Source organism: Microbacterium sp. SMR1 (genome assembly GCF_003289625.1).
Taxonomy (GTDB): domain Bacteria; phylum Actinomycetota; class Actinomycetes; order Actinomycetales; family Microbacteriaceae; genus Microbacterium; species Microbacterium plantarum.
The window spans coordinates 309747-333136 of sequence record NZ_QMBN01000004.1 but is presented as its reverse complement, the minus strand read 5'-3'; the positions used below and the strand labels follow the sequence as shown (position 1 = coordinate 333136).

The window sequence follows — 23390 nt, the reverse complement described above, 5'->3', positions numbered from 1 at the left end:
GCCGCTCCCAGCGTTCTCGTGACCGGGTGCGGCACGATCGTTCCCATGGCCTCTCGATCCCGGATGCGGCGGCGCCGTCGCCGGATCGGGATCGCGGCTGTGCTCGTTCTCGTCCCCGCACTGCTCGTCACCGTCATCGTCGCGATCGGGGTGACGGCGTCGAATCTCTCGGCGCTCCCCGGCGCGCAGCCGCAGCCGGCCCAGGAGCCGCGGGAGCTCCCGCCGAACGTCGGTGACATCGATCCCGGGAACCTCATCGACGACGCCCTGTTCTTCGATCACGACGCGCTCTCCGCCGCCGAGATCCAGGCGTTCCTCGACGATCGGATCGGCGAGTGCGCCAATGACGCGTGTCTGAACGTCGCCACCGCGGGGATCTCGTCGCGTGAGGCTCGGGTCTCGCAACGCACCGGCGACGTCATCTGCCGCGCGATCGAGGGGGGTGAGCTGCCGGTCGCGGAGATCATCCACCGGGTGCAGGAGGCCTGCGGGATCTCGGCCCGCGTCATCCTCGTCACCCTGCAGAAGGAGCAGTCGCTGGTCGAGGGCCGCGCCGCCCGGGCGCCCACGGAGGGACGGTTGCGGGCGGCGATGGGGGCGAGTTGTCCCGACACCGCTCCCTGCGACCCGGAGTACGAAGGCGTGGGCGCGCAGATCGTCGCGGGGGCGACCGACCTGGCCTCGTACCGCGCATCCGGCTTCATGCGCCAGCCGGGCACGCACTTCATCGCCTTCCACCCCGACCCCGCCTGCGGGGGAACGGATGTCGCGATCGAGAACGACGCGACGGCGGCGCTGTACAACTACACGCCCTATCAGCCCGACCCGGCCGCGCTGTCGGCGGGGTGGGGCTCGGGCGGCCCGTGCTCGTCGTACGGCAACCGCAACTTCGCTTACTACTTCGCGCTGTGGTTCGGCTCCGTACGAGCCGGATGAGGGTTCGAGCCGTATAAGCGTGAGCTGTGCGTGGACTCTGCGCCCACAGGCGGAGCCACTATCGTGCGTCAGGTGACGTCACCCCTGCGCGACCCGCGTACCTTCGCCACGAGCGCGCGCTCGTGGTCGCGCCATCGACCGGTGACGCTGCTGATCGCGGCCTTGACGATCGGACTCAGCGTCGCGGGGATGATCTTCCAGCCGATCGACTGGGGCTTCATCCCGGTCGACGACGCCGACCCGGCGGGCACCGCGGTGCGTCACTGGTGGAGCTCGCTCACCTCGCTCTTCGTCGTGGAGACGGTGCCGGCGCTCGTCGCGTTCGTCGTCCTCGTGATCCTCGTCGTCGGCGCGGCGGAGCGCGCGATGGGAAGCCTGCGGACCGCGATCGCGTACGTCGTCGGCGGGGTCGCGGCGTCGTTCCTCGGGTTCGCGATCGATCTGTTCGAGCAGACCTACCTCGCCGGCATCCCGTTGAACGCACCCGCCGTCGACGTCTTCTCCCCCACCGCCCCGCTGCTGGCGACGGCGATGGCGGCGAGCGCCTTCTTCGGGACGATCTGGCGCCGCCGCACGAGACTGCTGGCGCTCTTCTCCGCCATCACGCTCTACCTCTACTCCGGCGGCGCGAACGATCTGTTCTCGCTCCTCGCGGTTCCCGTCGGCTTCGCGCTCGGCTTCGCACTGGGGGGCCGCGTCCGCGGCTTCCGGTTGGTGCGCAGCTCGTACTACGAGAAGCGCGTCCTGCTGGCGGCCATCGTCGCGATCACCGCGATCGGCCCGGTCGTGGCGACCGCGTCGGGCTCGGGCGCCGGGCTGCTGTCGATCTACGGGTACCTCTCCATCGATCCGCTGAGCGTGGTGGACGGCCAGGTGTGCGCTTTCGGTTCGCCCGGCGCGCCGTGCCCCGACGACTTCTCCTCCATCGCCGACCTGCAGGGCTGGTCGAGTGTCGTGGCGCTGCTGCCGCTGATCGTCCTGCTGCTCACGGCCTGGGGCATCCGGGGCGGGCGGCGCATCGCGCTCGCGGTCGCGGTCGCCATCAATCTCGCGATCTTCGCGGGGATGGTCTACACCTTCCTCGTGATCGAGCCCGACACGGTCGCCGCGATCGGCGCCGCCGTCGACCCCGAGACCGCCGACTTCGTCTGGCAGACGCTCACGGGCGTCATCGTCGGGGCGATCGTGCCGCTGGCCGTGGCGGTCGTGCTGATCGCGTTCCGCGGGGCGGCGCGCGTCTCGACGGCCGCGGCGGCCAAGCGCACGTTCGCCGTCACCGTGGCGATCGGCACCGCCGTGACGCTCGCTGCCTCCTTCGTCGGGACGCTCCTCCTCGCCGACGGTTTCCGTCCGGGGATCGACGCCGTGATGGTGCTGCGGGCGCTGCCGCTGCGCCTCGTGCCGCCGACTCTCATCCCCTCCGACATCGTCGAGTTCGTGCCCGAATCGGCCGCCGCGCAGGCACTGTGGTACCTGCCGTCGCTGGTGTTCTGGATGCTGCTGATCGTGGCGGTCGCTCGGGTGCTCCTGAATCCGCGCACCGTGCTCGACGCACCCGACCGCCTGCGCGCCCGGGGCGTGCTCGAGCGGGGCGGGGGCGACACGCTGTCGTTCATGTCGACCTGGCGCGGCAACTCGTACTGGTTCGCTCCCGACGCTGACGCTGCGATCGCCTACCGCGTGCGCGGCACCATCGCGGTGACCCTCGGCGGCCCCTTCGGCCCCGATCACGACCGCCCCGACGTCGTGTCGAACTTCGTGGAGTTCTGCGGAGCCCACGGCTGGACGGCGGTGTTCTACAGCGTCGACGCGCGCGAGGGCAGCATCTTCGATCACCTCGGCTGGCAGCGGATGCCGGTCGCCGAGGAAGCCGTGCTCCACCTGCCCGACTGGAACACGGCCGGTAAGAAGCGCCAGGACATCCGCACCGCCACCAACCGCGCATCCCGCTCGGGTATCACCGCGGTGTGGACCTCATGGCGCGAGCTCACCGCGGGTCAGCACGCCCAGATCCGTGAGATCTCCGAGGGCTGGGTCGCCGACCGGTCGCTGCCCGAGATGGAGTTCACCCTCGGCGGCGTCGACGAGCTCGACGACCCGGCGGTGCGCATCATGATGGCGGTCCACGAGAGCGGCCGGATCGAAGCGGTCACGAGCTGGCTGCCGATGTTCGAGCACGGCACGGTGACGGGATACACGCTCGACTTCATGCGCCGGCGCGGCGATGCGATGAACGGGATCATGGAGTTCGTGATCGGCGCCGCCGCCGACCGGATGAAGGGCGACGGGCTGACGCTCCTCAGCCTGTCCGGGTCGCCGCTCGCCTCGACGCAGCTCGGTGATGACGCCGCTCGCACCAATGTCGCGCGGCTGCTCGACCTGCTGGGCGGGCTGCTCGAGCCGGCGTACGGATTCCGGTCGCTGCTGAACTTCAAGCGCAAGTTCCAGCCCGAGTTCGTGCCGCTGTGGGCCGTGTACCCCGACCCGGCGATGCTCCCCGCGCTGGGGGTCGCGCTCACCCGCTGCTACCTGCCCACGCTGACCCTGTCGCAGGCGGTGCGCATGGCGGGCGCGCTGCGCTAGCCGCGGCTCAGCGGTTCAGCGGCCCAGGCCCCAGTGGTCCGCGATGATGGGCAGCCCCTGCTGGAAGACGTACGACCACGATGTCGCGTCGTGGGCGCTCCCCTGGGCCTCGACGTAGGTGGCATCCATTCCCGCAGCCTGCGCCGCTTGGTAGATCCGCTGCACCCCCGGGCGGAAGCCGTCGTCATTGCTGCCCACGCCGAACACCGCGGTCATATCGCGATAAGGGGCGTGAGCGGCCATGATCGCGGCCGGCTTGGCCGCCTCGTACGCGGCCCGGTCACCGCCGAAGCCCTGCGCGATGGTGGTCGCCTCGTCGCCGAGCGAGGGGAACTCCTCACCCGAGGCGTCGAGGATCGCGCTGAAGAGCTCGGGGTGGGCGGACCCGAGCTGGATCGAGCAGGTACCGCCCTGCGAGAGCCCGCCGATCCCCCAGAAGTCGGGGGCATCCAGGACGGGCAGGTTGGCCTTGATCCACGCGGGCACGTCGACGGTGAGGTAGGTGGCCGACTTCCCGAGCGGCGAGTCGATGCACATGGGGTTGGCGTCGCGCGAGCCCAGCTGGTCGGGCGAGACGACGATCGGCGCGAGGCCGTCGTGAGCCGCGGCGTAGGCGTCGAGCGTCTGCTGCAGGTGCGCCAAGATCAGCGGGTCCTGGGGCAGCCCCGGCTGTCCCGAGAGCACGATGAGCACCGGGAGCAGCGGCGGGTTGTCGGTGAGAGCCGCGGGCGGGCGGTAGATGACGGCAGGTCGGGCGGAGAATCCGGAGTCGGTGGCCGGGATGGTGACCGTGCCGACCTCCCCCGCCGACGGCATCCCCTCGGGCGCGGTCCAGTCCGCGATCGTCGGGCGGTCGGCGTCGCTGTCGACCGACGGCAGATCGGCGGCGCCGAACACGGGCAGCCCGAGCGCGGTGCGCACGGTCGGGTACTGGCCGAACGCGATGTTCACGCCCATGGCGGCGGTAGCCGCGAAGAGCACGATCGCGAGCGGCGCGGCGACGGCACGGCGCCAGGTCGGCCGCCACAGTGACGCGAGGGCGACTCCGATGGCGGCGAAGCCGAGCGCGATCCACATACGCGAGTCGGCGGTGAGGACGACGCCGAACAGGTTGTAGTGATCGGCCAGCAGCCACGTCAGCGCCATCCCGAACAGACCCGCGCCGACGGCCGCCGCCGCGGCGGTCAGCGTCCACCTGCGGCGCTGCCAGCGACGGCTGGGTCGCAGCACGACGAGCGACACGAACGCGAGGGCGGCGAGGACGCACGTGATCACGACGGCGGGTCCGGAGAGGATGTTGACGTTGAGCAGCCAGTTCACATCGACCTCCCGAGGGTCGCGTCGAGCCGGGATGGCGCGGCGGGCTCACCGACCCGTCCTCAGCGTAAACCGGACCGCGTGCTCGACCCCGCGCGCGGCCCGGTTTTCGCGGCGGTTTCATCAGGTCGGGATGGCCGCGACGCGGGCGGGCTCAGTCGGCGTGCTCGGGCGGCCAGACGACCGAGAACCGCTCGAAGACGATGTCCTCGTCCTCCGACCACTCCGCCCCGCGGGCGGCCGCGACGCGCGTCCAGTAGCGCCGGTGCTCGCGCTGCCAGCTCTCGAGCGACAGGTCGTCCTCGCCCTCGTCGGCGGCGAACGCGGCATCCGCGCTCGTGAACGGCCCCAGGCGCAGTTCGGTCGTGCGGATGATGATGCGCGGAGCGCCAGTGCTGTCGCAGGCGATCCAGTGCGATCCGATCCGCGGGATCAGATCGCCGCGGGCGACGAAGTCGGCGACGAGCTCGGCGGTGGCGCGCTTGCCGCCGGCGAGCACGATCCCGAGGAGCTCATCGGCCAGGCGCGCATTGTCGCCGAAGTGCTCGACGGTGTACTCGGGTGCAGCGAGCACGGCCTCGGGGTGCGCCGTCCGGTACTGCTCCCACATCTCGGCCGCGGCGGCTTCATCGAGGGGCAGGGCACGGGATGATCCGCTGTATTCGCTCATCCCTCGATCCTCGCACCCGCCGGTCTCAGCGCCGCCGCGTCACCGCCCTCGCGCCGGCGATCAGGCCGACGAGCGCCGCGGACGCCGCCGCCGACGCCGCGGTGTACAGCGGGGCGCGGTGACGGATGGCCCAGGTCTGCACGCTTCCGTTCCGCGCACGATCGTCGAAGGCGCCGTGGGCGCCGTGATCACCGGGCACCGGCTCGTAGAGGTTCGGCGCGGTCGTGGCGGCGTCGGATTGCGGGGCGAACTGCCCCTCCCAGGCGTTCTTCGCGAGGTACCAGTCGAGGAAGCGCCCGGCGACGCGAGTGCCGAGGATGAGGCCGACGGTCGATTCCCCCACCCACGTGCGCCGGCGCGGCTTGTCGGCGACGTCGGCGACGGCTCGGGCGCCGACCTCGGGCTGGAAGATGGGCGGTACCGGCTGCGGATGCTGCGGGAAGTTCGACTTCACCCATCCGAACTGGGTCGTGTTGAGGGCGGGCATGTCGACGATGGAGACGGCGACGCGGCTCTTCTCGTGCGTGAGCTCGGAGACGACGGAATCGGTGAAGCCGTGGATCGCGTGCTTCGCGCCGCAGTAGGCCGCCTGCAGCGGGATGCCGCGGTGGGCGAGCGCCGACCCGATCTGGATGATGTGTCCGCGGTCCCGGTCGCGCATCCGCCGGAGCGCCGCGCGGGTGCCGTTGACGGTGCCGAGATAGGTGACAGCCGTGGCGCGGTCGAAGTCGTCGGCCGAGGTGTCGAGGAACGTGGCGATCGCCCCCGACATGACGTTGTTGACCCACAGGTCGATCGGGCCGAGGGCGCCCTCGACATCGGCGGCGGCCCGGTCGACGGCATCCGCGTCGGCCACGTCGACCGACACCGCGTGCGCGCGCCGGCCCGCCGCCTCGATGTCGGCGACAGCGCCGTCGAGGCCGTCACGCCCGCGCGCCAGGACCGCGACGTCCCAGCCGCGGTGCGCGAGCTCACGAACGATGGCTCGACCGAGGCCCGCGCTTCCCCCGGTGACGACGGCGACTCCGCGCCCGCTCGCTGCAGCCATGACGATCTCCTTCCACCGAGGCATCCACGGTGGAAGCTCGCGATCGCGACCATTGTCGGCACGCCAGCGCGCGGGAACGCACCTGTTGCCAGGCAGGGTGCGATGGTCTAGAGAAGGTCTCGGCGTGCGCGATCAGCGCATGCCCGACATCCGGTCCCACTCGATCGACTTGAACTGCAGGAACGTGCACAGATTGCCGGCGAAGGCGACCTCGGCGGCAAGACCGGCCATCTGATAGGGCGTCAGGGTGAGGTCGTCGGACCGCGCGGTGAGGGTCGCCTCCCACTCGGGGTCGTCGATCGCCCGCGGCTGCATGTAGACGTCGGCGGGCGCATTCTCGAGGTGCACGATGACGAGTCCGGTGTCGAGCCCGTCCGACCCGTCCTGGATGGCGACCTTGACCGAGACGCCGGGCACTTTCCCCTGTTCGAGGAACTCGGCGACCCATTCCTCCAGGAGGGTCTTGGTGCGCACGGGGACCCGCGGGATGTCATCGCTCATCACGTGGGATTTTGTCATATATCGAACGAGATCGCCCGTCATTTCGGGTTGGATACGACGATGAATCGAACTACCGGCCGTCGGGAAGCAGCGCGTGCTTCTCGCGCCATTCCCGGAGGGCGCCGGTGGCGATCGACACATCGTCGGAGGCGACGGCGTCGTCGCCGATGATCTGCACCGACTCGTGGCCCTTGCCTGCGATGAGGACGATGTCGTCGGGACCGGCGGCGGCGACGGCCATCGCGATGGCGGTCGCTCGATCGCGGATGACGCGGACGTTCTCGACCGAGCGGAAACCGGCCAGGATGTCGGCCACGATCGCGTCGCCGTCTTCGTGGTGCAGATCGTCGTCGGTGACGATGATCGTCCGCGCGAGCTCTTCGGCAATGACGGCCATCTCGGGTCGCTTGCCGCGGTCGCGGTCACCGGTGCAGCCGAACACGACGGTCAGCTGGCCGGCACCGCCTGACAGGGCGATGAGGGCCTGCCGCAGGGCGTCGGGCGTGTGGGCGTAGTCGACGACGACCTGCGGGCCGGCGCCGGGCGCGACGATCTGCATGCGTCCGGGAACCCGGCGGATCTCCCCCACCGCCCGCGCGATGGCGTCGGGGGCGATGCCCTGCGCGCAGAGGATGCCTGCCGTCATGGCGAGGTTGTCGATGTTGAAGCGGCCGATGAGCGGTGACGCGACCTCGAAGCGGTCGCCCTGGATCGCCAGAGTGAAGTCGGCGCCGTCGGCCCGCATCCGGATGCCGTCGGCGCGGACCGTCGCCGCCGCTGCGCCGGACGTCGAGACGGTGACGTCGTCGAGTCCCGCGGGGAGCGCGATGCCCGCGACGTAGGGGTCGTCGATGTTCCGCACCGCGGCGCGCACACCCGGAAGACGGAAGACGCCCTGCTTCGCCTGGCCGTACGCTTCCATCGACTCGTGGTAGTCGAGGTGGTCGCGGGTGAGGTTCGTGAACGCGGCGATGTCGAAGTGGCATCCCTCGACCCTTCCCTGCGTGAGGGCGTGCGAGCTCAGCTCGATCGCGACCGCTTCGGCGCCGGCGCGCCGGATGTCGGCGAGGAGCTCGTGCATGTCGACCACCGACGGGGTCGTGAGCGATGTCTTCGCCAGAGCGCCGAACAGGCCGGCTCCGAGCGTGCCTATGGTGGCGGCGCGGCGTCCGAGCAGCTCCCAGCTCTGCGCGAGGAGCTGCACCGTCGAGGTCTTGCCGTTCGTGCCGGTCACGCCTACCAGGGTCATCTCGGCCGACGGATGACCGGTGTACTGGTCGGCCAGCCGCCCGATCACGGCGGCCAGGTGCGGGATGCCGCGCACCCGCGCATCGACGTGCGTGACGCTCGCGTCGGTCAGGACGAGAGCCGCGTCGCGCTCGAGCGCCTGCGTGATGTGCTCGCGGACCCGTTCGTCTCGGCCGAGCGCGACGAAGACGTCGCCGGCTTGCACGGTGCGGCTGTCGCCGCGCAGGCGACCGCCGGGTACGTTCCCCCCGGCGACCCCCGTCGCCCACCAATCAGGGTCGAGTTTCCGACCCTCCCCAGCGTCTTGCATGTACCGCCCCATCGATCTCTGACTCGACAGTTCCATGAACGGGCGGTCACCCGCGGGAAGAACACGTCGGAGCCTGAGATTGGCACCGTAACGTAAGCGCCGCTTAAGACGGAGAACGTCAGCTCTGGGGCTCGGGCACCATCCGCAGACCGTCGGCGCTGTTGGCCGATTCCATGAGGGCGTCGATCCATTTCGGGTTGATCTGCGGCTGGCGGCTGCCGGCGAACTGGAACTGGACCGAGATCGTGGGGTGCAGCCAGAAATCGCGACGGCTCGTGCCGTGCGGCGAGGTCGTCTCGAACATCAGCGGTTCGCCGCGCCGCAGCTTGGTCATCAGAACCAGCCGGAGATGCGCGAGCGCACGGTCGTCGATCTCGACGAAGTTGGCCGCGTTGTCGTAGAAGAATCTGCCCACCGGCACAGCTTAGGCGGCTGCGGGCAACGCGGGGCCGGCGCGTATCATCCGCTCACAGATAGAAGCCGTGACGCTCGAGCACGACGACGGCCTCATCGCGCGTCGATACGCCGAGCTTGGCGAACAGCGATCGCATCTGCGACTTGATCGTGTTGATGGAGACCGTGAACTCCCCGGCGATCTCACCATAGGTCTTGCCGCCTCGCATCACCGAGGCGACAGATCGCTCGCGGGGTGTCAGGGCAGGCAGCGCCTGCGGCGCGCGGGGTTCCCGCCGGTGGAATTCCTCCGTCGCGTCGGCAACCGCGGCGGCGAGGTCGGGACGGCGCTCGCGGAGGCGTTCTCGTAGCGGCGCCAGCTGCTCTCGCGGCACGCTGATGAAGGGTGCGATGAGGTCGCCGGCGTGATGGGCCAGGTTGCATGCCTCGTCGAACAGGTCGTCGGCGGCGGCGCTCTGGCCCAGCCGGTCACGCGCGACGGCCCGACGCACCAGAACGATGGCGAGGGTGCGCGGGCAGTGCTCCGCTCCGAGCGCGAGGCACCCGTCGGTCGCGTGGAGCGCCGCGCGGTCGTCGCCGAGCGCGAGGTGCGCAGCCGCGCGGTGCGCCTCGAAGCACACTGCGTGACTGGGCGACGATTCGAGCGCCTCGAGCAGAGCGAGCGAACGCCGAGCCGATCCTTGCGCGAGAGCCGCCTCGGCGAGGACGGAGAGGGCGAGCTGCCGCATCAGCCGGTGGCTGAGGTGCGACCATGCGCCTCCGATCGCAGACCGCAGTCCGGCGGCGCCTGCCGTGAGGTCGCCGCGGAGGACGAGCGCGATCGCTTCCGCCGTGGCTGCGGCATGCTGCGCGTACGGGTCGCGCGGTGCGATCGAGCGCAGCAGCGCGGCGGCGCGCTCGGTACGGGGCGCGTCGAGCGTTCCGGCTCCCAGCAGGATGTCGGCGACCGTGAGGGCATGGTCGGTGTCGGCGACGTTCCATCGGTTGGTGCGGGCGAGGTCGGCGCACGCTTCTCGGGATGCCGCCGCCGAGGAGAACTCGCCGTTCACCGCGAAGACCAGGGTCTGCACGGCTGCCGCGCGGTAACGCACGGCCTCGCTGGCGGCGAAGGTGAGGGCCCGTGAGGAGTACAGCCCAGCGTCACGCGGACGTCCGGCCACCGCGTAGGTCTCGGCCACCGCGGCGAACAGCGACCCCAGCGAGTCGAGCCCGAGCACCGCACGGCCACGCAGACGCCCCTCGGCGAAGTGGGCGTCGACGAGGTCGAGTGCGCTGTCGAGGTCGTCGAGCCGCACACGCGCGATCAACATCCCTTCGAGCAGCTGGACGTTCGCCTCGGTCCACAACTGCGGTGTGACGCCGACGTCGAGCGTGCGCAGCTGAGCCAGGTCGACCTGGGTGGGCCGTGCCGGGAGGGTACCGGGCAGGCTGCCGTTCACGATGCGGTGCGCCGTCGCGCGGAGCTCGTGGGTGCGGCTCGGATGCAGGATGGCGCGGCGCTCGATCGTCACGATGGGTCTCCGGGTGGTTCGTTCACGCGATGCGCTCATCGCATCGTCATGGAGGGGATGGCGCGAAGCCCGAATCGTGACGCGACTTCGCGATAACCGTGCGAACTCCGTGTCGTGATGCCAGTCGCTGAGACTGCGCGCGCAGAGTCCGGGCTCAGGCTCAGGCTCAGGCTCAGGCTCAGGCTCAGGCTCAGAACGGTGGCGGTTCGTCCGGCGGTGGCCCACCGGGTGCGGCATCCGGTGGCGGATCGGCGGTGTCGATGGTGAAGCAGACCGCGGGTATGGGTACGTCTTCGCGGTAGATCCGGCCGAGGGGTGAGGTCCATTCGAGAACGCCTCCGCCGACCTGCCGGACCTCCCACTTGGTGAATTGCTTCATCGAGTGGTGTCTTTGGCAGAGGTGGGCGAGGTTGAAGATGTGGGTATGCCCACCGAGGGCGTAATCGACCGTGTGGTCGAGCTCACAACGGATCGCGGCCCGCCGGCATCCGGGGAACCGGCAGTGCTGATCCCGCGCCATCAGGAGCTTCTTCATCGAAGCCGTGGGTCGGTAGGTGTCGATCTCGACCGGGGTGCGGGTGACGGGGTCGATGAAGAGCCGGTCCCACTCCGACACCTGCCCGGCGAGCTGCCGGACGGTGTCGGCATCGACGAGCCCGGCCCCGACGGCTTCGGTGGGGTTCTCATCCTTGCCCATCAACGTCTCGGCGGTGACCGCGACCTGAACGCGTGCCCGAATCGCGCCGAGCCCACCGGCCCGGTCGGTCCCGTAGGTAGGGTCCACGACCGGCGCCCCGCCGAGCACCAGGTCGCCGAGGATGTCGGCGCGCAGCTGATCCATCGTCCTGGTGTCGGCAGGCTCAGCCACCTCCGCAGCATCCGCCGCCCCCGCGGCATCCGCTCCGCCCTCCGGACCAGTCGCGACCCGCGCGTCCTTCACGGACTGTCCCATCTGCGTGAGTCTGTCGAGCATCCCGGCGGCGATGACCGTCGGAAGGTTCGCGACGAGGTTCGACATCCCGTCCGTCCCGTGGAACACCCGCACGCACCGCTCCGCCGCCTCGGTCTTGTGCCGCTCGGTGAAGTTCTGCGGATGCAACCGCGCCGCCAACGCATCCAGCGCACCGCGCACGCGGGAGGGCACATCCCGCTCGCACACCGCGATCGCGGCTTCCTCGTACGCCGACCGCACCTCGTCAGGCACCCTCGCGCCGACCCGCACGACCACATCGACGTGTCCGCGTTCGATCCGCCGCTGCACCCACGCCTCGAACACGGCGGGGTAGTCGTCGATGACGGTCATCGCGTGGTCGATCTCACCCTGCAGGCGCCGGTCCGTCAGCCGCGCCATCCCGGCCGCTTCGGCTGCCACCGACCGCATCTCCATGTCCGACGCCATGCCTCGTACCCCGTCGCGCCGCGCCTCACGCAGAGCCGACCGCCCCAGCTCCGCCAACGCCCGCATCCGCGCGACATCCCCGACGTGGAAGAGGTCGAGGGCCTCGGCGAAACCCGCGAAAGCCGCGGCGTGCGTCGACCCACCCGAGGCGCCCCCGCCTCCGAGCCCGCAATCGCCGTTCGATTTCATGTTCCCATTGTCGCAGCAGGGTACGACATTCCCGTCGAATATGTCTTCGACAAAAGAGCGCGGCCCGCTCGACCGGTTGGGGAGGAATTGACGGACCCACAATCCGGCATCCGCCCGAGCCAGCCCATGAGTCTCGGTCCGAATCCTCGTCCGACGAGGCTCCCCCGCAACTTTCTTCGTGTTTTCGCGTCACGATCCGTCGCCTCGAACGTCTCATTAACATGCACCCTGCGACGAACGCCCGTCCGGCTCCCTCCGAAACGGGCACCCGGACCCGCGCTTCCCTCCGGCGCGACCGGCCGCGCGCCGGAGCCCGCACCCGCAGCCGCGACCGCGACCGCGCCCGCACTCGCGCCACCAGCCTCACCCCCGCGTCCGCCGAGCCACCCACCCGGGTCGGCACGATCAGGTTCCGCTCCCGCGCGTGGCCGCTCGGTCGCACGCGGGCACGAGGTCAGCAGGCCGCTCGGGATGCCATCCGTCCGTCCTGGATCGAGATCGACGGCGCAACTCTCACGGTCGCGTGGGGCTGGCCGAACGCCCACAAGCGGTCATGGCAGCGCGGCGACGTCGGCTTCGTGTGCTCGTCGGGCACGACCAGCCGCGAGGGGGCGCCCGCCCGCCTCATCCTCGTCACCGACAAGTCGCACGGTGAGGCCGTCACGGCGACCATCGTCTGCGACGGCTTCTCGTACGAGGCGTACGCGACCCTCCGGCGTCACCTGCGCAACTTCGAGGCGATCGGCGACGCCGAACGGTCCGACCCGTTCACTCGATGGGGCGTGCCCCTCGGCGCGGGAATCTCACGATGAGCGCGACCCCCCATCGCACGAAGTCGGGTTCTCAGGACGACAGCGAGCCCCGAACCCCGGCAGAGCTCTCCGACGACGAGCTCGTCGATCGCGCGCGCGATGACGACCAGCGCGCCTACGGCGAACTCTGGCTGCGCCACTCGGCCGCGGCTCACGCCGTCGCCCGCGCATACACATCGCTCGACCCGGATGATGTCGTCGCCGAGGCCTTTGCTCGGATTCTGTCGGCCATCCAACGCGGCGGCGGCCCGTCGATGGGCTTCCGGCCTTATCTGCTCACCTCGGTCCGGAACGTCGCGCATCAGTGGGGAGCGCGGCAGTCGCAGACGTACGCGACCGACCTCGAGGACGCCGCGGATGAGGCCGCTCCGGATGCCGAGTGGTCGGCGATCGCGGGCTTCGAGTCGAGCGCCGTCGCTGCGGCGTTCGCAACGCTCCCCACTCGCTGGCAGGAAGCCCTCTGGTACAGCGAGGTCGACGGCCTGAAGCCGCGCCAGTTCGCTCCGTTGCTCGGGCTCGCACCCAACGCGGCGTCGGCGCTCGTCATTCGGGCGCGGCGCGGCTTCCGCGACGCGTGGGTATCGGCTCAGCTGCGTCGCGCCGATGACGACGAATGCCGCCTGACCCTCGAGATGCTCGGTGCTCACTCCCGGTCGGGGCTGTCGCGGCGCGATGCGCGTCGCGTCGAGCAGCACCTCTCGACCTGCGAGGGCTGCGCGCTCGCCTGGATCGAGGCTCGCGACATCTCGTCGCGCCTGGCGCTCGTGCTCGTCCCTCTCGTGGTCGGCATCCCCGCAGCCGCGTCGTACAGCGCGTGGACGCAGTCGGGCGCCGCGCAGGTGGCGACCTTCGCCCTCGGCCCGAACGGCGCGACCGGCGCCGCCGGCCCCGCGAGCGCGAGCAGTGCGACCGGCACCGCGCCGCGCCCGATCAGCGCCGCCGCGCGTTCCGCCGCCCGAAAGGGGTGGCGCCACCCGCTGTTCCTCGTGGGCGCGATCGCCGTGGTGGGGACGGCGGTCGCCTTCTCCGCGCCGCTGCTCAGCACGGCCGACCTGCCTTCGGGCACCGCCGAAGCCCAGGCCTCGCCGCCGAACTCGGGCCAGGTCCCGGGCGCCGATGCCGATACGGATGCCGATGCGGATGCGGATACGGCCGAAACCCCGTCCGGCCCCTCGGCGCCCGAGGCCCCGACCGCACCCCCGGCGCCTCCGCACGACTCGCGCAGCAACCCCGATACCACCCCCCGCTCGAGCGACCCGAGCATCCCCTCCGCACCGTTCGCACCGTCGCAGGCGTCCCCCGCCACCCCTGACACCGCGACCCCTGACACCGCCACCCCCTCACCAGAACCGGCCCCGGCACCCACGCCCGCTCCGAGCCCCACGACCACGCCGCCTCCCGCGACCGCAGCGCCCGCCGCTCCCACGATGTCCGTCGACAGCAGCGCCGGCCCGAGCGTCTACCCGCTCATCTCGGGCGAGGCCGAGCCGGGCGCCCTCGTCGAGGTCGTCGACGACGGCGGCACCGTCTGGGCACGGACCGCCGCCAACGAACGAGGCACTTGGACGGTGTCCGACCTGTCGGGCGGGATCGACCAGACGGATGCCGCCGCCTACCTGCCCGCGGGCGACCGCTCGCTGGCTGCGCGCCAGCAGGTCGACGGCGCGACCTCGCCCCTCTGCCCGCCGTCGGCGGTAACGGTGACGGCGCCGCCGGCGTTCACCTCGCCCCTGGCGGGGTCGACGGTCGCGGCCTCGGGTTTCGACCTGGCCGCGACGGGACAGCCGAATCTCCAGATGCAGCGTGCTCGCGTGGGCGAGACGGTGCCGTGGCGCGATCAGCCGATGGCGCTCGATGCCGACGGCCGGTACACCTCGCGATTCTCGGTGCCGACCGCCGGACCGGTGACGTTGGGGCTGCGTTACCTCGACCCTGCCACCGGACGATTCGGCCCGGCATCCTTCGTGTCGTTCACCGCGTACTGACCGGACCGCCCGCAACCGCGCGGCCGTGGGTCAGTGCCCGCCGACGACGTTGCCGCTCAGGCGGCCGTGCAGAGCGGATGCCGTCGCGTTGAGTCCCTCGATCGCGACGGTCTTGCCGTGCCGCTCGTACTTGTTCACGACGGCGTCGAGCGCGGCCACCGTCGAGGCGTCCCAGACGTGCGAGCGGGTCATGTCGATGACGACGCGGGCGGGATCGTCGGCGTACGCGAACTGTGTGGTGAGGTCGTTGCTCGACGCGAAGAAGAGCTCGCCGTCGACCTCGTACCGGGCGACCGGCTCGTCACCGATGGCGTCGAGGGTTCGTGTGACGGTGACGAAATGGGCGACGCGACGAGCGAACATCACCATCGCGGCGATGACTCCGAGGATGACGCCGATCGCGAGGTTGTGGGTCCACACCGTCGCCACGACGGTGATGAGCATGACGGCCGTCTCGCTCTTCGGCATCCGCCGGAGGGTCGCCGGACGGATGCTGTGCCAGTCGAAGGTCGCCACGGTGACCATGATCATGACGGCCACGAGTGCCGCCATCGGAATGATCGCGACGATGTCGCCGAGCGCGAGCACGAGGATCAGCAGGAAGACCCCGGCGAGGAACGTCGAGATGCGCGTGCGCGCCCCCGAAGCCTTCACGTTGATCATGGTCTGCCCGATCATGGCGCACCCGCCCATGCCGCCGAACGCGCCCGACAGGATGTTGGCGGCGCCCTGGCCGAGAGCCTCGCGCGTCTTGCGCGAGTGGGTGTCGGTGATGTCGTCGACGAGCTTGGCGGTCATGAGCGATTCGAGCAGGCCCACGACCGCCATCGCGAGCGCGTACGGCGCGATGATGCGCAGTGTCTCGAGGGTGAGCGGCACGTCGGGCACGAACAGTTCGGGCAGGCTCGAGGGCAGCTCGCCCTGATCGCCGACCGTCGGCACCTGCCAGCCGAACGCCACGACCGCCGCCGTGAGCAGCACGATCGTGACGAGCGGGGCCGGGATCACCTTCGTCAGCCGCGGCAGCGCGACGAGGATGATGAGCCCCGCGGCGACGAGCGGCCAGACGAGCCACGGGATGCCGTCACCGAAGAGCTGCGGCATCTGCGCGAGGAAGATGAGGATCGCGAGCGCGTTGACGAAGCCCACCATCACCGACCGCGGGATGAACCGCATGAGCTTCGCGACGCCGAGCACCGCCAGCACGATCTGGATCACGCCCCCGAGAAGCACGGTGGCAATGAAGTAGTCCATGCCGTACTCGCGCACGACGGGCGCGATGACGAGCGCGATCGCCCCCGTCGCAGCCGTGATCATGGCCGGGCGGCCACCGAGGAAGGCGATCGCGACCGCCATGATGAACGATGAGAAGAGCCCGACCCGGGGGTCCACTCCGGCGATGATCGAGAACGCGATCGCCTCGGGGATGAGCGCGAGGGCGACGACGAGCCCAGCCAGCACCTCGCGGGTCAGCAGCCGAGGGCTGCGCAGAGCCTGCACGACGGTCGGTTCGATGCGATAGCGCGCGGCGCTGTCGCGGGCGGGGGTGACGGCGGTCACTCGGTGCCTTTCGGTCGGCGCCCGACGACGCGGGCGGGGTGATCGCGCGGGCGGGGTGATCGCGCAGCCCGCGCAGCGCCGGCTGTCCGACGCGGGAAGAATGAGGGGGCGGCGCAGAACAGCGCCGACGAGAATCTAACGTAACGTGAGGTTTGATGTCGAATCGCGATGAGGTCACCATGCGCATCGGAGAGGTGACCGAGCGCACCGAGCTGTCGTTCCGCACGCTTCGTCACTACGACGAGATCGGCCTCGTCACGCCGTCCGCGCGCACCGACGGCGGTTTCCGGCTGTACACGGAAGACGACGTGGCCCGCATCCTGCTCATCCGCCGCATGAAGCCGCTCGGCTACAGCCTCGACGAGATGCGCGAGTTGCTCGATGTCGTGGACGCCCTCGCCGCCACCCCCGCCGACGAGGAGCTGCGGGCCCGCCTCGAGACGATCCGGGCGGGCGCGACCGAGCGGCGCGAGAAGCTCACCCGGCAGGTCGCGATGGCCGACGAGTTCCTCGAGCAGCTCAGCGACATCTGATCGACGCGAGGCGGCGGAGCGGCCCCGGAGCTCAGGCGTAGGCCCGGTGCACGTGCCAACCGCCCTCGCCGCAGTAGACGTCGAACACGAACGTCTCGCCGTCGGGGTCGGTCGCCTGGAAGCGCCCTCCGTAGAGCCCCCGTCGCCGATCGTCGTCGGCGGCGAGAGACCAGACCGAGTCGCGGAGGCGGGTCGGGATGTCGCTCACGCTCCATCGCCTGCCCGCGTAGAACATCCGCGCCGGGACGTCGTTAACGAGCCAGAGGGTGACGTCGTGAGCGCTCGTCGTGTCGGTCATGACAACAGAGGATAGAACACTTATTCGATACTGACCAGGGGCATGATCCGAACACAGCTTCGCTCCGTACGCTGGACGCATGGATCTGCACAGCCTCTTCGGACTCTCCGACCGACGCGCCCTCGTGACCGGCGGGAGCTCCGGCATCGGCCGGGGAATCGCCGAGGCGCTGGCCGCCGCGGGGGCAGAGGTCACTGTCGCGGCCCGCGGTCGTGACCTGATCGACGAGACCGTCGATCAGATCCGCTCCGAGGGCGGGCTCGCGTCGGGGATCGTCGCAGACCTGTCTTCCCGTGCGGGCTGCCACGAGCTCGCCGATCAGGCCGGCGACATCGACATCCTCGTGAACTCGGCGGGCATCAACATCCGCCCTCCCCTCCTCGAACTCGACGAGCCCGCCTGGGATGCCACGATGGCGGTCAACCTCGACGCGCCCTTCATCCTGGGCCAGCGATTCGCCCCCGGGATGATCGAGCGGGGGTACGGCCGCATCATCTCCATCAGCTCGCAGCAGGCGAGCCGCGCGTTCGCATCGAGCGGTGCCTACGGCGCGTCGAAGGCCGCCCTCGAGGGCCTCGCCCGCTCGCAGGCGGAGGCGTGGTCGGCATCCGGGGTGACCTCGAACGTGCTGGTCCCGGGCTTCGTCCTCACTCGCCTCAACGAGCGCCTCGCGAGCAACCCCGACGTCGTCGACGCGCTGGCCGCTCGCACCTTCGTCGGGCGCAACGGCGTGCCGGACGACTTCGCCGCCGCGGCGATCTTCCTCGCCGGCCCGGGCTCGGCCTATGTGACCGGCCAGTCGATCGCCGTGGACGGCGGCTTCTCGGTCCACTGAGGCTCACCTTCCTTCGCCCATACCAGGTGAGCGCTCCCACGGGAAGGGCTCCCCTTCGGCCGGATGCTCGGACAGACTGAGCCGCTAGGTCGATCAACACGGGGAGTCGTCATGGCAGTGCAGGGTGAGACATCGTCGGCATCGGCAGTCCTCGACGCTCTGTGGGCGTATGAGGCCGCGGAGGGCGCCATCCGGCTGCGCCTGCGCGACTCGATGCTCGTGTGCGAGAACGACCTGATCGCGCTCGAGAAGCTCATCGAGGCGCAGGACCGCGACATCGCGCTGACCCCGTCGAACATCACCCAGGAGCTCGGGATCTCGTCCGCGAGCACGACCGCGATGCTCGATCGCCTCGAGCGTTCCGGGTATCTGCGGCGGCAGCCGCATCCCTCCGACCGCCGCAAGGTCTTCGTGACGCTCGGTGACCGCCCGGTCGAGAGCCTGCGCCAGTCGGGTACGGACGTGCAGCACCGCGTCGAGGACGTCATCGCCGACATGCCCGCCGGCTCCGCCGCGGTGCTCGTCGACTTCCTCTCGCGCATGCGGATCGCCGCCGAAGCCGCCTGACGCCCCGCGCGCGTCGGCCGCGTGCCGCCGCGTGCCGCCGCGTGCCGCGATGCAAGGCATCCGATCCGACACCCCGGTGCGGATGCCGCTGCCCCGGCGAGTCGCCCACGATCCCTTGCAACCGCGCACCGGAACGCCCAGGCTCAGGTCGCGGCGACCGGCACGCCCGTCGTCCGACGCCCGGCCGGGGCCCAGCCGAAGAGGAGAAGCGCCGCGGCGAAACTGAGCGGCCCGATCAGGTGGAAGACCTGCGACAGCGCCGAGACGTCACCGCCCGAGGTGGCGAAGGTGTCGGCGATCGACATCCCGATCGAGAATCCGGCGAACAGTCGCAGGAACAGCGCGGCCCCGATGATCGAGAGGTACAGGATGCCGAGTCGGCGGGGCGTCAGCCACGCCCCTCGCCTCATCAGCGCGACGACTGTCACACCGGCTGCCGCCACCAGCCACACCCCGCCCCACACGGCCACGGACTGTGCAGCGAGAGCCGGGTCGAAACCGTCGGCCGCGACCATCTCGGCGTAAATGGCGCTCAGCTCGTAGCCGGGCACCTTGGCGAGCGGGTTCCACACCAGCAGATCGAGCACGCCGAGCACGAGCAACACCGTGATCGACACGAGCCCCGCGATCGCGACCGGCCGCCGCCGGGTGAGCGATGCGGACCGGTCCTGCAGGACGAGCGGCATCGATCGCCAGGCACCGGCCAGCCCGATCGCGGCACCGCCGACGGTGAGGCCGACGCCCGCCGCGCTCACCCCCGCGGCCACAGGGCGCACTGCGGCGAACGCGAGCACGGGGATCCCGAGCGCGGTGACGGCGAACGCGACCCTCACGACCGCCGACCGCGACAGCGCGGCCGCGCCGATGAAGAGGGCGATGGCGAGCAGCACTCCCCCGAACAGGAGCACGCTGAGCGCGGAACGGCAGCCGGCGAGCGCGATCTCGACCACAGTCGGTATGGGGACTGCCGGTGAGTTGAGATCCCCGGTCAGCCACAGCGCGGCTGACGTCGCACCGATCGCGGCGAGCAGCGTGACACCCCGCCGGCTCAGCCTGCGCGAAGCCGCGCCTCGGGGCTCGCCGGTCAGCACCGGGGAGTCACGATCCGCGGTGAGGGCGACCGCGATCGCGCCGCGCACCACGTCGCCCCGGCGCACCCCGGCTTCGTGGGCCCCCGCGACATCCGCCCGCCACTGCTCGAGATGACGTGCCCGCGACGCGGCCGGCATCGTCCGACTCACCACCCGGAGAACGAGGTCGAGGTTCACGCGATCACTCCCCTCGCGTCGCCCCGGCCATGCCCGGGCTCGGGCTCCTGCCGACGCGCGCGGCGACGCTGCATCCGCACCTCGTGAGCGTCGACTGCGGCGCGGGCTGCGACGAGGCCGTCAGGCGTCAGGCGGTAGAGCCGCCGCCGGGGTCCGCTGCGGTTCGGGTCGACCTCCCACTCGGAGGTCACCCACTCCATCGACTCGAGGCGCTCGAGGATCGGGTACACGCTGCCCGCGGGCCGGCCGGTGCGGTTGACGATGCGCAGCCCCCACACCGGTTCGGACTCGCTGACCAGGGCCTCGAGCACATCGACGGTCGCCGGGGTGATGCGTGTGAGCGGCTGCATGACCGCATGCTATCTCTATATACCTAGAGATAGGCCCTGCGTGTCAGCCAGCCGCCCGCGCCGCGATGCAAGGCATCCGATCCGACACCCCGACCCGGATGCCGCATCCCCGGCGCGTCGCACACGATCCCTTGCATCCGCGCACCCGCGCATCCGCGCACCCGCGCGCCGACCAGAGCTCAGCGCCGCCCGCCGAGCACGCGGGCGATCTCGCGGCGGCTCGACACCCCCAGGCGTCGCATGATGTTGGCGACGTGGTAGTCGACGGTCCGCTTCGAGAGGTGCAGCAGGCCCGCGATCTCGCCGCTCGTGTAGCCCTGTCCGACGGCGTCGGCGACCTTCCGCTGCTGCTCGGTCAGTCGCGCCGTCGGGTCGCCGCCGCGCGATCCGCGCTGCATCTCCGTCGTCGTCGCGGCGACCGCCTCGTCGTACCGCCGCGCCAGCCCGCCCGCGCCGAGCTCCTGCAGCTCGGCACTGGCGTCTTCGTAGACGACGAGCGCGCGCCGCGGATCCGGCCGGCCGTGCGCACCGAAGAGGCTGTAGTGGATGCCGGCGACGACGCGCACCCAGGCCCGCCCGAGCGGGTCGTGGTCGAGGGTCAGCAGCGCGAGGGCCCGGTCGACCGCGTTCGTCGCCTCGGCGTACCGTTCGTCGTGTTCGGCCAGGATCGACACGAAGGCCCAGGCGTACGCGCTCTGGTCGGCTCCGGGCTGCGCCGTCCAGAGGGCCACACCGCGCCGCACCTCGTCGACCCGACCGAGGTGCCACGAGGCGAGCAGGTTCAGCATCCGCCATTCATCGACACGGTACGGATGCCGGTACCCGGGCTCGGCGGCATCCTCGAGCGCCCGCCGTAGCGCCGGCCAGTCGCTGAGCGAGATCGCCATCATGATGCGGGCGTGCGTGATCACCAGCTGCGCGAGGAACGACGGAGTGTCGCGGCACAGCAGAGCGGCTCGATCGAGAACGGGCCGGCTCGCGTCCATGTCGCCGCGGAGGGCGAGGAAGAGCCCGTGCACCGCGAGCGCCTGGGGCTCGAGCCAGTCGTGCTCGATCGACCCGGTCGGCGGAGCCGTCGCGCGCACGGCCTCGGCCGCCTCACGCCACCGCCCCTGACGGACGCGCACGAACGCGAGCTCGACCTCGGCGTGCAGGCGCACCCCGGGCCGCCAGGCGGGTGCGAGTCGCGCCCCGCGCGCGAGGTTGAGCGCGGCCTCCCCCAGCCGGCCCGACAGGTGCTCGACGCTGCCGAGGCTCACGAGGGCGAGCGCATGCGCGGGCGACAGGCTGTTGCGCATGCGCAGCGGCGCCAGGGTGTCGGTGAGGGCGCGCCGCGCGGCATCCCCCGCTACGGTGTGCTGCTCGACCATCGCGTCGAGACCGAGCAGGTCGAAGGCCACGTGTTCCGGGGCCGCGACCCGGCCCTCGACAGCGGATGCCGCGGCCATGACCGCCCGGGCAGCGTCGATGCACCGCCGCGCGGGCACCCACGACGCCGATGCGACGCAGCCGGTCGCGACGTAGGACAGCAGCAGCGGCAGCAGCATCCCCTCGGCCTCGAGCGGATCGGCGGGGACGGGCGCCGGCACCGACGCGAGCGGCACCTCGGCGAGCGCGACGATGCGGGCCACCGCGCTGTCGAGGTCGCCGTCGCCGATCTGCAGCAGCGCGAGCACGCCCTCGCGCAGCACTCCGTCGGGCAGGGCGGCCACGTCGTCCCGGTGGGCGGCGAGCAGGTCGGCGCGGTAGCCGCGCATCCCGATCGAGCAGGCCAACGTCAGGCCGTCGGGGTCCCCGGCGGCATGTGCGGTGAGTGCGGCGCGGACCGCGGTCTCGGTCTCCCGGCGTCGCCACGCGGAGCGGGCCTCGTCGAGAAGCGGGTGTCGTGGCATCCGCCGCCCTTCTGTCGGCGTTCAGTCTGCCAGGTGCGGCGGGCTTCCTTCACCGGAGGGCACCGGGCGATCGAGCTCGGCGAGGGTCGCTTCGTGCTGCGCGATCGCGGCGGCCATCCGCCCGTGCTCGTTGGGCCCGAGGTGGCTGAGGGGCGAGTGGTAGATGCGCGACGCGTCGTCGGCGGGACACCCGAGCAGAGCGGCCAGCCGTTCGACGATCTCGGCGTCCGATTCGGCATCGGCGACGACCTCGGCGATCGCCACGAGCGAGGGGCGCGCCGCCCGCGCCGCCCGGGCAGCGGCGATGCGCTCGGTCAGCATGCGGCGCGTCGCCGCGCGCCCTCGCCGGGAGTCGCGCCGCGGTGTGCGGGCCCGCCCGAGCTCGATCCGTTCGCGAGTGAGCTCGACTTCGAGGGGGCCGGAATTCAGCCCGAGCCCCGGGGAGTGCGCGTGCAGCCAGACCGTCCCCGGCTCGAGCTCGTGCCAGATGTCCCTCGACAAGCCCACCGCGACCCGCGCGTAGTCGCCGGGCTCGAGGGGCACGGCGGCCGGGGTGCCGGACAACATGTAGCCGAAGCTGTAGCTCTCGTCGCGTGCGCGGGTGAAGGCGCCCATCGTCTGGAAGTCGTCGCCGGTCGGCATCCACCGCTCCGTGCCCGTGTTGACGATGTCGACGGCGAAGTCGGTCGCCGTCTCGTCGGCGGCGACGATGCTCGGCCACCGCATGACGAGCCCCGCGCGCCGCTCGGCCGGGCTCGGCCGCAGGGGAATCGGTTCGTCGTGCAGATGCAGCCCGCGCTCCGGCGTCGCGGGATATCCCTGCCCGGCGAACCACATCCCCTCGCGCGCGGGGTCGGGCGCCCCGACGAAGGCGGCGCCGTCTGCCTGCCGCAGCACCCGCCAGCCGTCGGCGGGCACATCGGCGGTGTCGGTATACGGGTCGAGCTGCAGGCCGAGCGATGACAGCAGCTGCTCGAGCGCGACTCCCGCCTCGGCGAGCGCCGCGGGGTCGACCGGCGAGGAACCGAGCTGGGGCAGATCATCCGTGGGGTTCATCCCGCCATGTTGGCAGGCGGGATGCCGCCATGCCCACCCCGGCGGGCGAACGGGCGAAGGGCCGGGGACGCCACTCCCCGGCCCTTCGCTCGTGTCGCGCGGCGCGCT

The 23390-nt window shown here is 71.3% G+C and carries 21 protein-coding genes; 7 read left to right on the top strand and 14 right to left on the bottom strand.

The window, feature by feature from the left end:
- The first annotated feature begins 45 nt into the window (after positions 1 to 45).
- Together DO944_RS14615 and DO944_RS14610 are read left to right on the top strand one after the other, a co-directional pair.
- Positions 46 to 936, top strand: a complete 891-nt coding sequence (locus tag DO944_RS14615) for a hemagglutinin (RefSeq protein WP_146752071.1) — start codon at positions 46 to 48, stop codon at positions 934 to 936.
- 72 nt (positions 937 to 1008) lie between these two features.
- The gene (locus DO944_RS14610; RefSeq protein ID WP_146752070.1) at positions 1009 to 3519 is read left to right on the top strand and encodes a DUF2156 domain-containing protein; all 2511 of its coding nucleotides are present in this window, start codon (positions 1009 to 1011) and stop codon (positions 3517 to 3519) included.
- Positions 3520 to 3534: 15 nt separating this feature from the next.
- Here DO944_RS14610 and DO944_RS14605 read toward each other — a convergent pair whose 3' ends face one another.
- The 8 genes from DO944_RS14605 to DO944_RS14570 form a co-directional block, all read right to left on the bottom strand.
- Positions 3535 to 4839 carry an esterase family protein gene (locus DO944_RS14605; protein ID WP_112617858.1) on the bottom strand — a complete coding sequence of 435 codons (1305 nt, stop codon included), beginning with the start codon at positions 4837 to 4839 and terminating at the stop codon, positions 3535 to 3537.
- A gap of 151 nt (positions 4840 to 4990) precedes the next feature.
- On the bottom strand, positions 4991 to 5506 hold the full coding sequence (locus tag DO944_RS14600) for an ASCH domain-containing protein (protein WP_112617857.1): 516 nt from the start codon (positions 5504 to 5506) through the stop codon (positions 4991 to 4993).
- A 25-nt stretch (positions 5507 to 5531) separates the two neighbouring features.
- A complete protein-coding gene (locus tag DO944_RS14595) occupies positions 5532 to 6554 on the bottom strand; it encodes an SDR family oxidoreductase (protein WP_112617856.1) in 1023 nt (340 codons plus the stop codon).
- Positions 6555 to 6686: 132 nt separating this feature from the next.
- Positions 6687 to 7055: a hypothetical protein gene (locus tag DO944_RS14590; protein WP_112617855.1), complete on the bottom strand. Its 369-nt coding sequence runs from the start codon at positions 7053 to 7055 to the stop codon at positions 6687 to 6689.
- A 70-nt stretch (positions 7056 to 7125) separates the two neighbouring features.
- Positions 7126 to 8613, bottom strand: a complete 1488-nt coding sequence (locus DO944_RS14585; protein ID WP_181574270.1) for a UDP-N-acetylmuramoyl-L-alanyl-D-glutamate--2,6-diaminopimelate ligase — start codon at positions 8611 to 8613, stop codon at positions 7126 to 7128.
- Between the two features lie 118 nt (positions 8614 to 8731).
- Entirely contained in the window at positions 8732 to 9028 is a 297-nt protein-coding gene (locus DO944_RS14580; RefSeq protein WP_112617853.1) for an ATP-dependent DNA ligase, read from the bottom strand.
- Between the two features lie 52 nt (positions 9029 to 9080).
- A complete protein-coding gene (locus tag DO944_RS14575) occupies positions 9081 to 10538 on the bottom strand; it encodes a LuxR family transcriptional regulator (protein ID WP_181574269.1) in 1458 nt (485 codons plus the stop codon).
- 190 nt (positions 10539 to 10728) lie between these two features.
- Positions 10729 to 12126, bottom strand: coding sequence for an HNH endonuclease signature motif containing protein (locus DO944_RS14570; protein ID WP_258524779.1), 1398 nt, complete (start codon positions 12124 to 12126; stop codon positions 10729 to 10731).
- 221 nt (positions 12127 to 12347) lie between these two features.
- On the opposite strand from DO944_RS14570, the gene DO944_RS14565 reads away from it, so the two are divergent.
- Together DO944_RS14565 and DO944_RS14560 are read left to right on the top strand one after the other, a co-directional pair.
- Positions 12348 to 12938 carry a hypothetical protein gene (locus DO944_RS14565; protein ID WP_112617851.1) on the top strand — a complete coding sequence of 197 codons (591 nt, stop codon included), beginning with the start codon at positions 12348 to 12350 and terminating at the stop codon, positions 12936 to 12938.
- The gene (locus DO944_RS14560; protein WP_181574268.1) at positions 12935 to 14923 is read left to right on the top strand and encodes a sigma-70 family RNA polymerase sigma factor; all 1989 of its coding nucleotides are present in this window, start codon (positions 12935 to 12937) and stop codon (positions 14921 to 14923) included. The genes DO944_RS14565 and DO944_RS14560 overlap by 4 nt, the downstream gene beginning before the upstream one ends.
- A gap of 30 nt (positions 14924 to 14953) precedes the next feature.
- On the opposite strand, the gene DO944_RS14555 is transcribed toward DO944_RS14560, so the two are convergent.
- Entirely contained in the window at positions 14954 to 16483 is a 1530-nt protein-coding gene (locus DO944_RS14555; RefSeq protein ID WP_112617849.1) for a SulP family inorganic anion transporter, read from the bottom strand.
- Between the two features lie 155 nt (positions 16484 to 16638).
- Between DO944_RS14555 and DO944_RS14550 the strand changes: the two genes are divergently transcribed.
- A complete protein-coding gene (locus DO944_RS14550) occupies positions 16639 to 17016 on the top strand; it encodes a MerR family transcriptional regulator (protein ID WP_112617848.1) in 378 nt (125 codons plus the stop codon).
- 31 nt (positions 17017 to 17047) lie between these two features.
- Here the strand turns inward: DO944_RS14550 and DO944_RS14545 are convergent, their stop codons facing one another.
- Positions 17048 to 17314, bottom strand: a complete 267-nt coding sequence (locus DO944_RS14545; protein ID WP_112617847.1) for a hypothetical protein — start codon at positions 17312 to 17314, stop codon at positions 17048 to 17050.
- Between the two features lie 79 nt (positions 17315 to 17393).
- Here DO944_RS14545 and DO944_RS14540 point away from each other — a divergent pair, with 79 nt between their 5' ends.
- Both DO944_RS14540 and DO944_RS14535 read left to right on the top strand, forming a co-directional pair.
- Positions 17394 to 18149 carry an SDR family NAD(P)-dependent oxidoreductase gene (locus tag DO944_RS14540; RefSeq protein WP_112617846.1) on the top strand — a complete coding sequence of 252 codons (756 nt, stop codon included), beginning with the start codon at positions 17394 to 17396 and terminating at the stop codon, positions 18147 to 18149.
- Between the two features lie 111 nt (positions 18150 to 18260).
- Complete coding sequence (locus DO944_RS14535; RefSeq protein WP_162815443.1) at positions 18261 to 18716, top strand: MarR family winged helix-turn-helix transcriptional regulator; 456 nt, start codon at positions 18261 to 18263, stop codon at positions 18714 to 18716.
- Positions 18717 to 18859: 143 nt separating this feature from the next.
- Here DO944_RS14535 and DO944_RS15735 read toward each other — a convergent pair whose 3' ends face one another.
- The 4 genes from DO944_RS15735 to DO944_RS14515 all read right to left on the bottom strand — a co-directional run bounded on the left by DO944_RS15735 (position 18860) and on the right by DO944_RS14515 (position 23282).
- Positions 18860 to 19984, bottom strand: coding sequence for a hypothetical protein (locus DO944_RS15735; protein WP_181574267.1), 1125 nt, complete (start codon positions 19982 to 19984; stop codon positions 18860 to 18862).
- On the bottom strand, positions 19981 to 20334 hold the full coding sequence (locus tag DO944_RS14525) for a PadR family transcriptional regulator (protein WP_112617844.1): 354 nt from the start codon (positions 20332 to 20334) through the stop codon (positions 19981 to 19983). The genes DO944_RS15735 and DO944_RS14525 overlap by 4 nt, the downstream gene beginning before the upstream one ends.
- A gap of 179 nt (positions 20335 to 20513) precedes the next feature.
- Positions 20514 to 22226, bottom strand: a complete 1713-nt coding sequence (locus DO944_RS14520) for a LuxR C-terminal-related transcriptional regulator (RefSeq protein WP_112617843.1) — start codon at positions 22224 to 22226, stop codon at positions 20514 to 20516.
- A gap of 21 nt (positions 22227 to 22247) precedes the next feature.
- The gene (locus DO944_RS14515) at positions 22248 to 23282 is read right to left on the bottom strand and encodes a hypothetical protein (protein ID WP_112617842.1); all 1035 of its coding nucleotides are present in this window, start codon (positions 23280 to 23282) and stop codon (positions 22248 to 22250) included.
- Between the last annotated feature and the right edge of the window lie 108 nt (positions 23283 to 23390).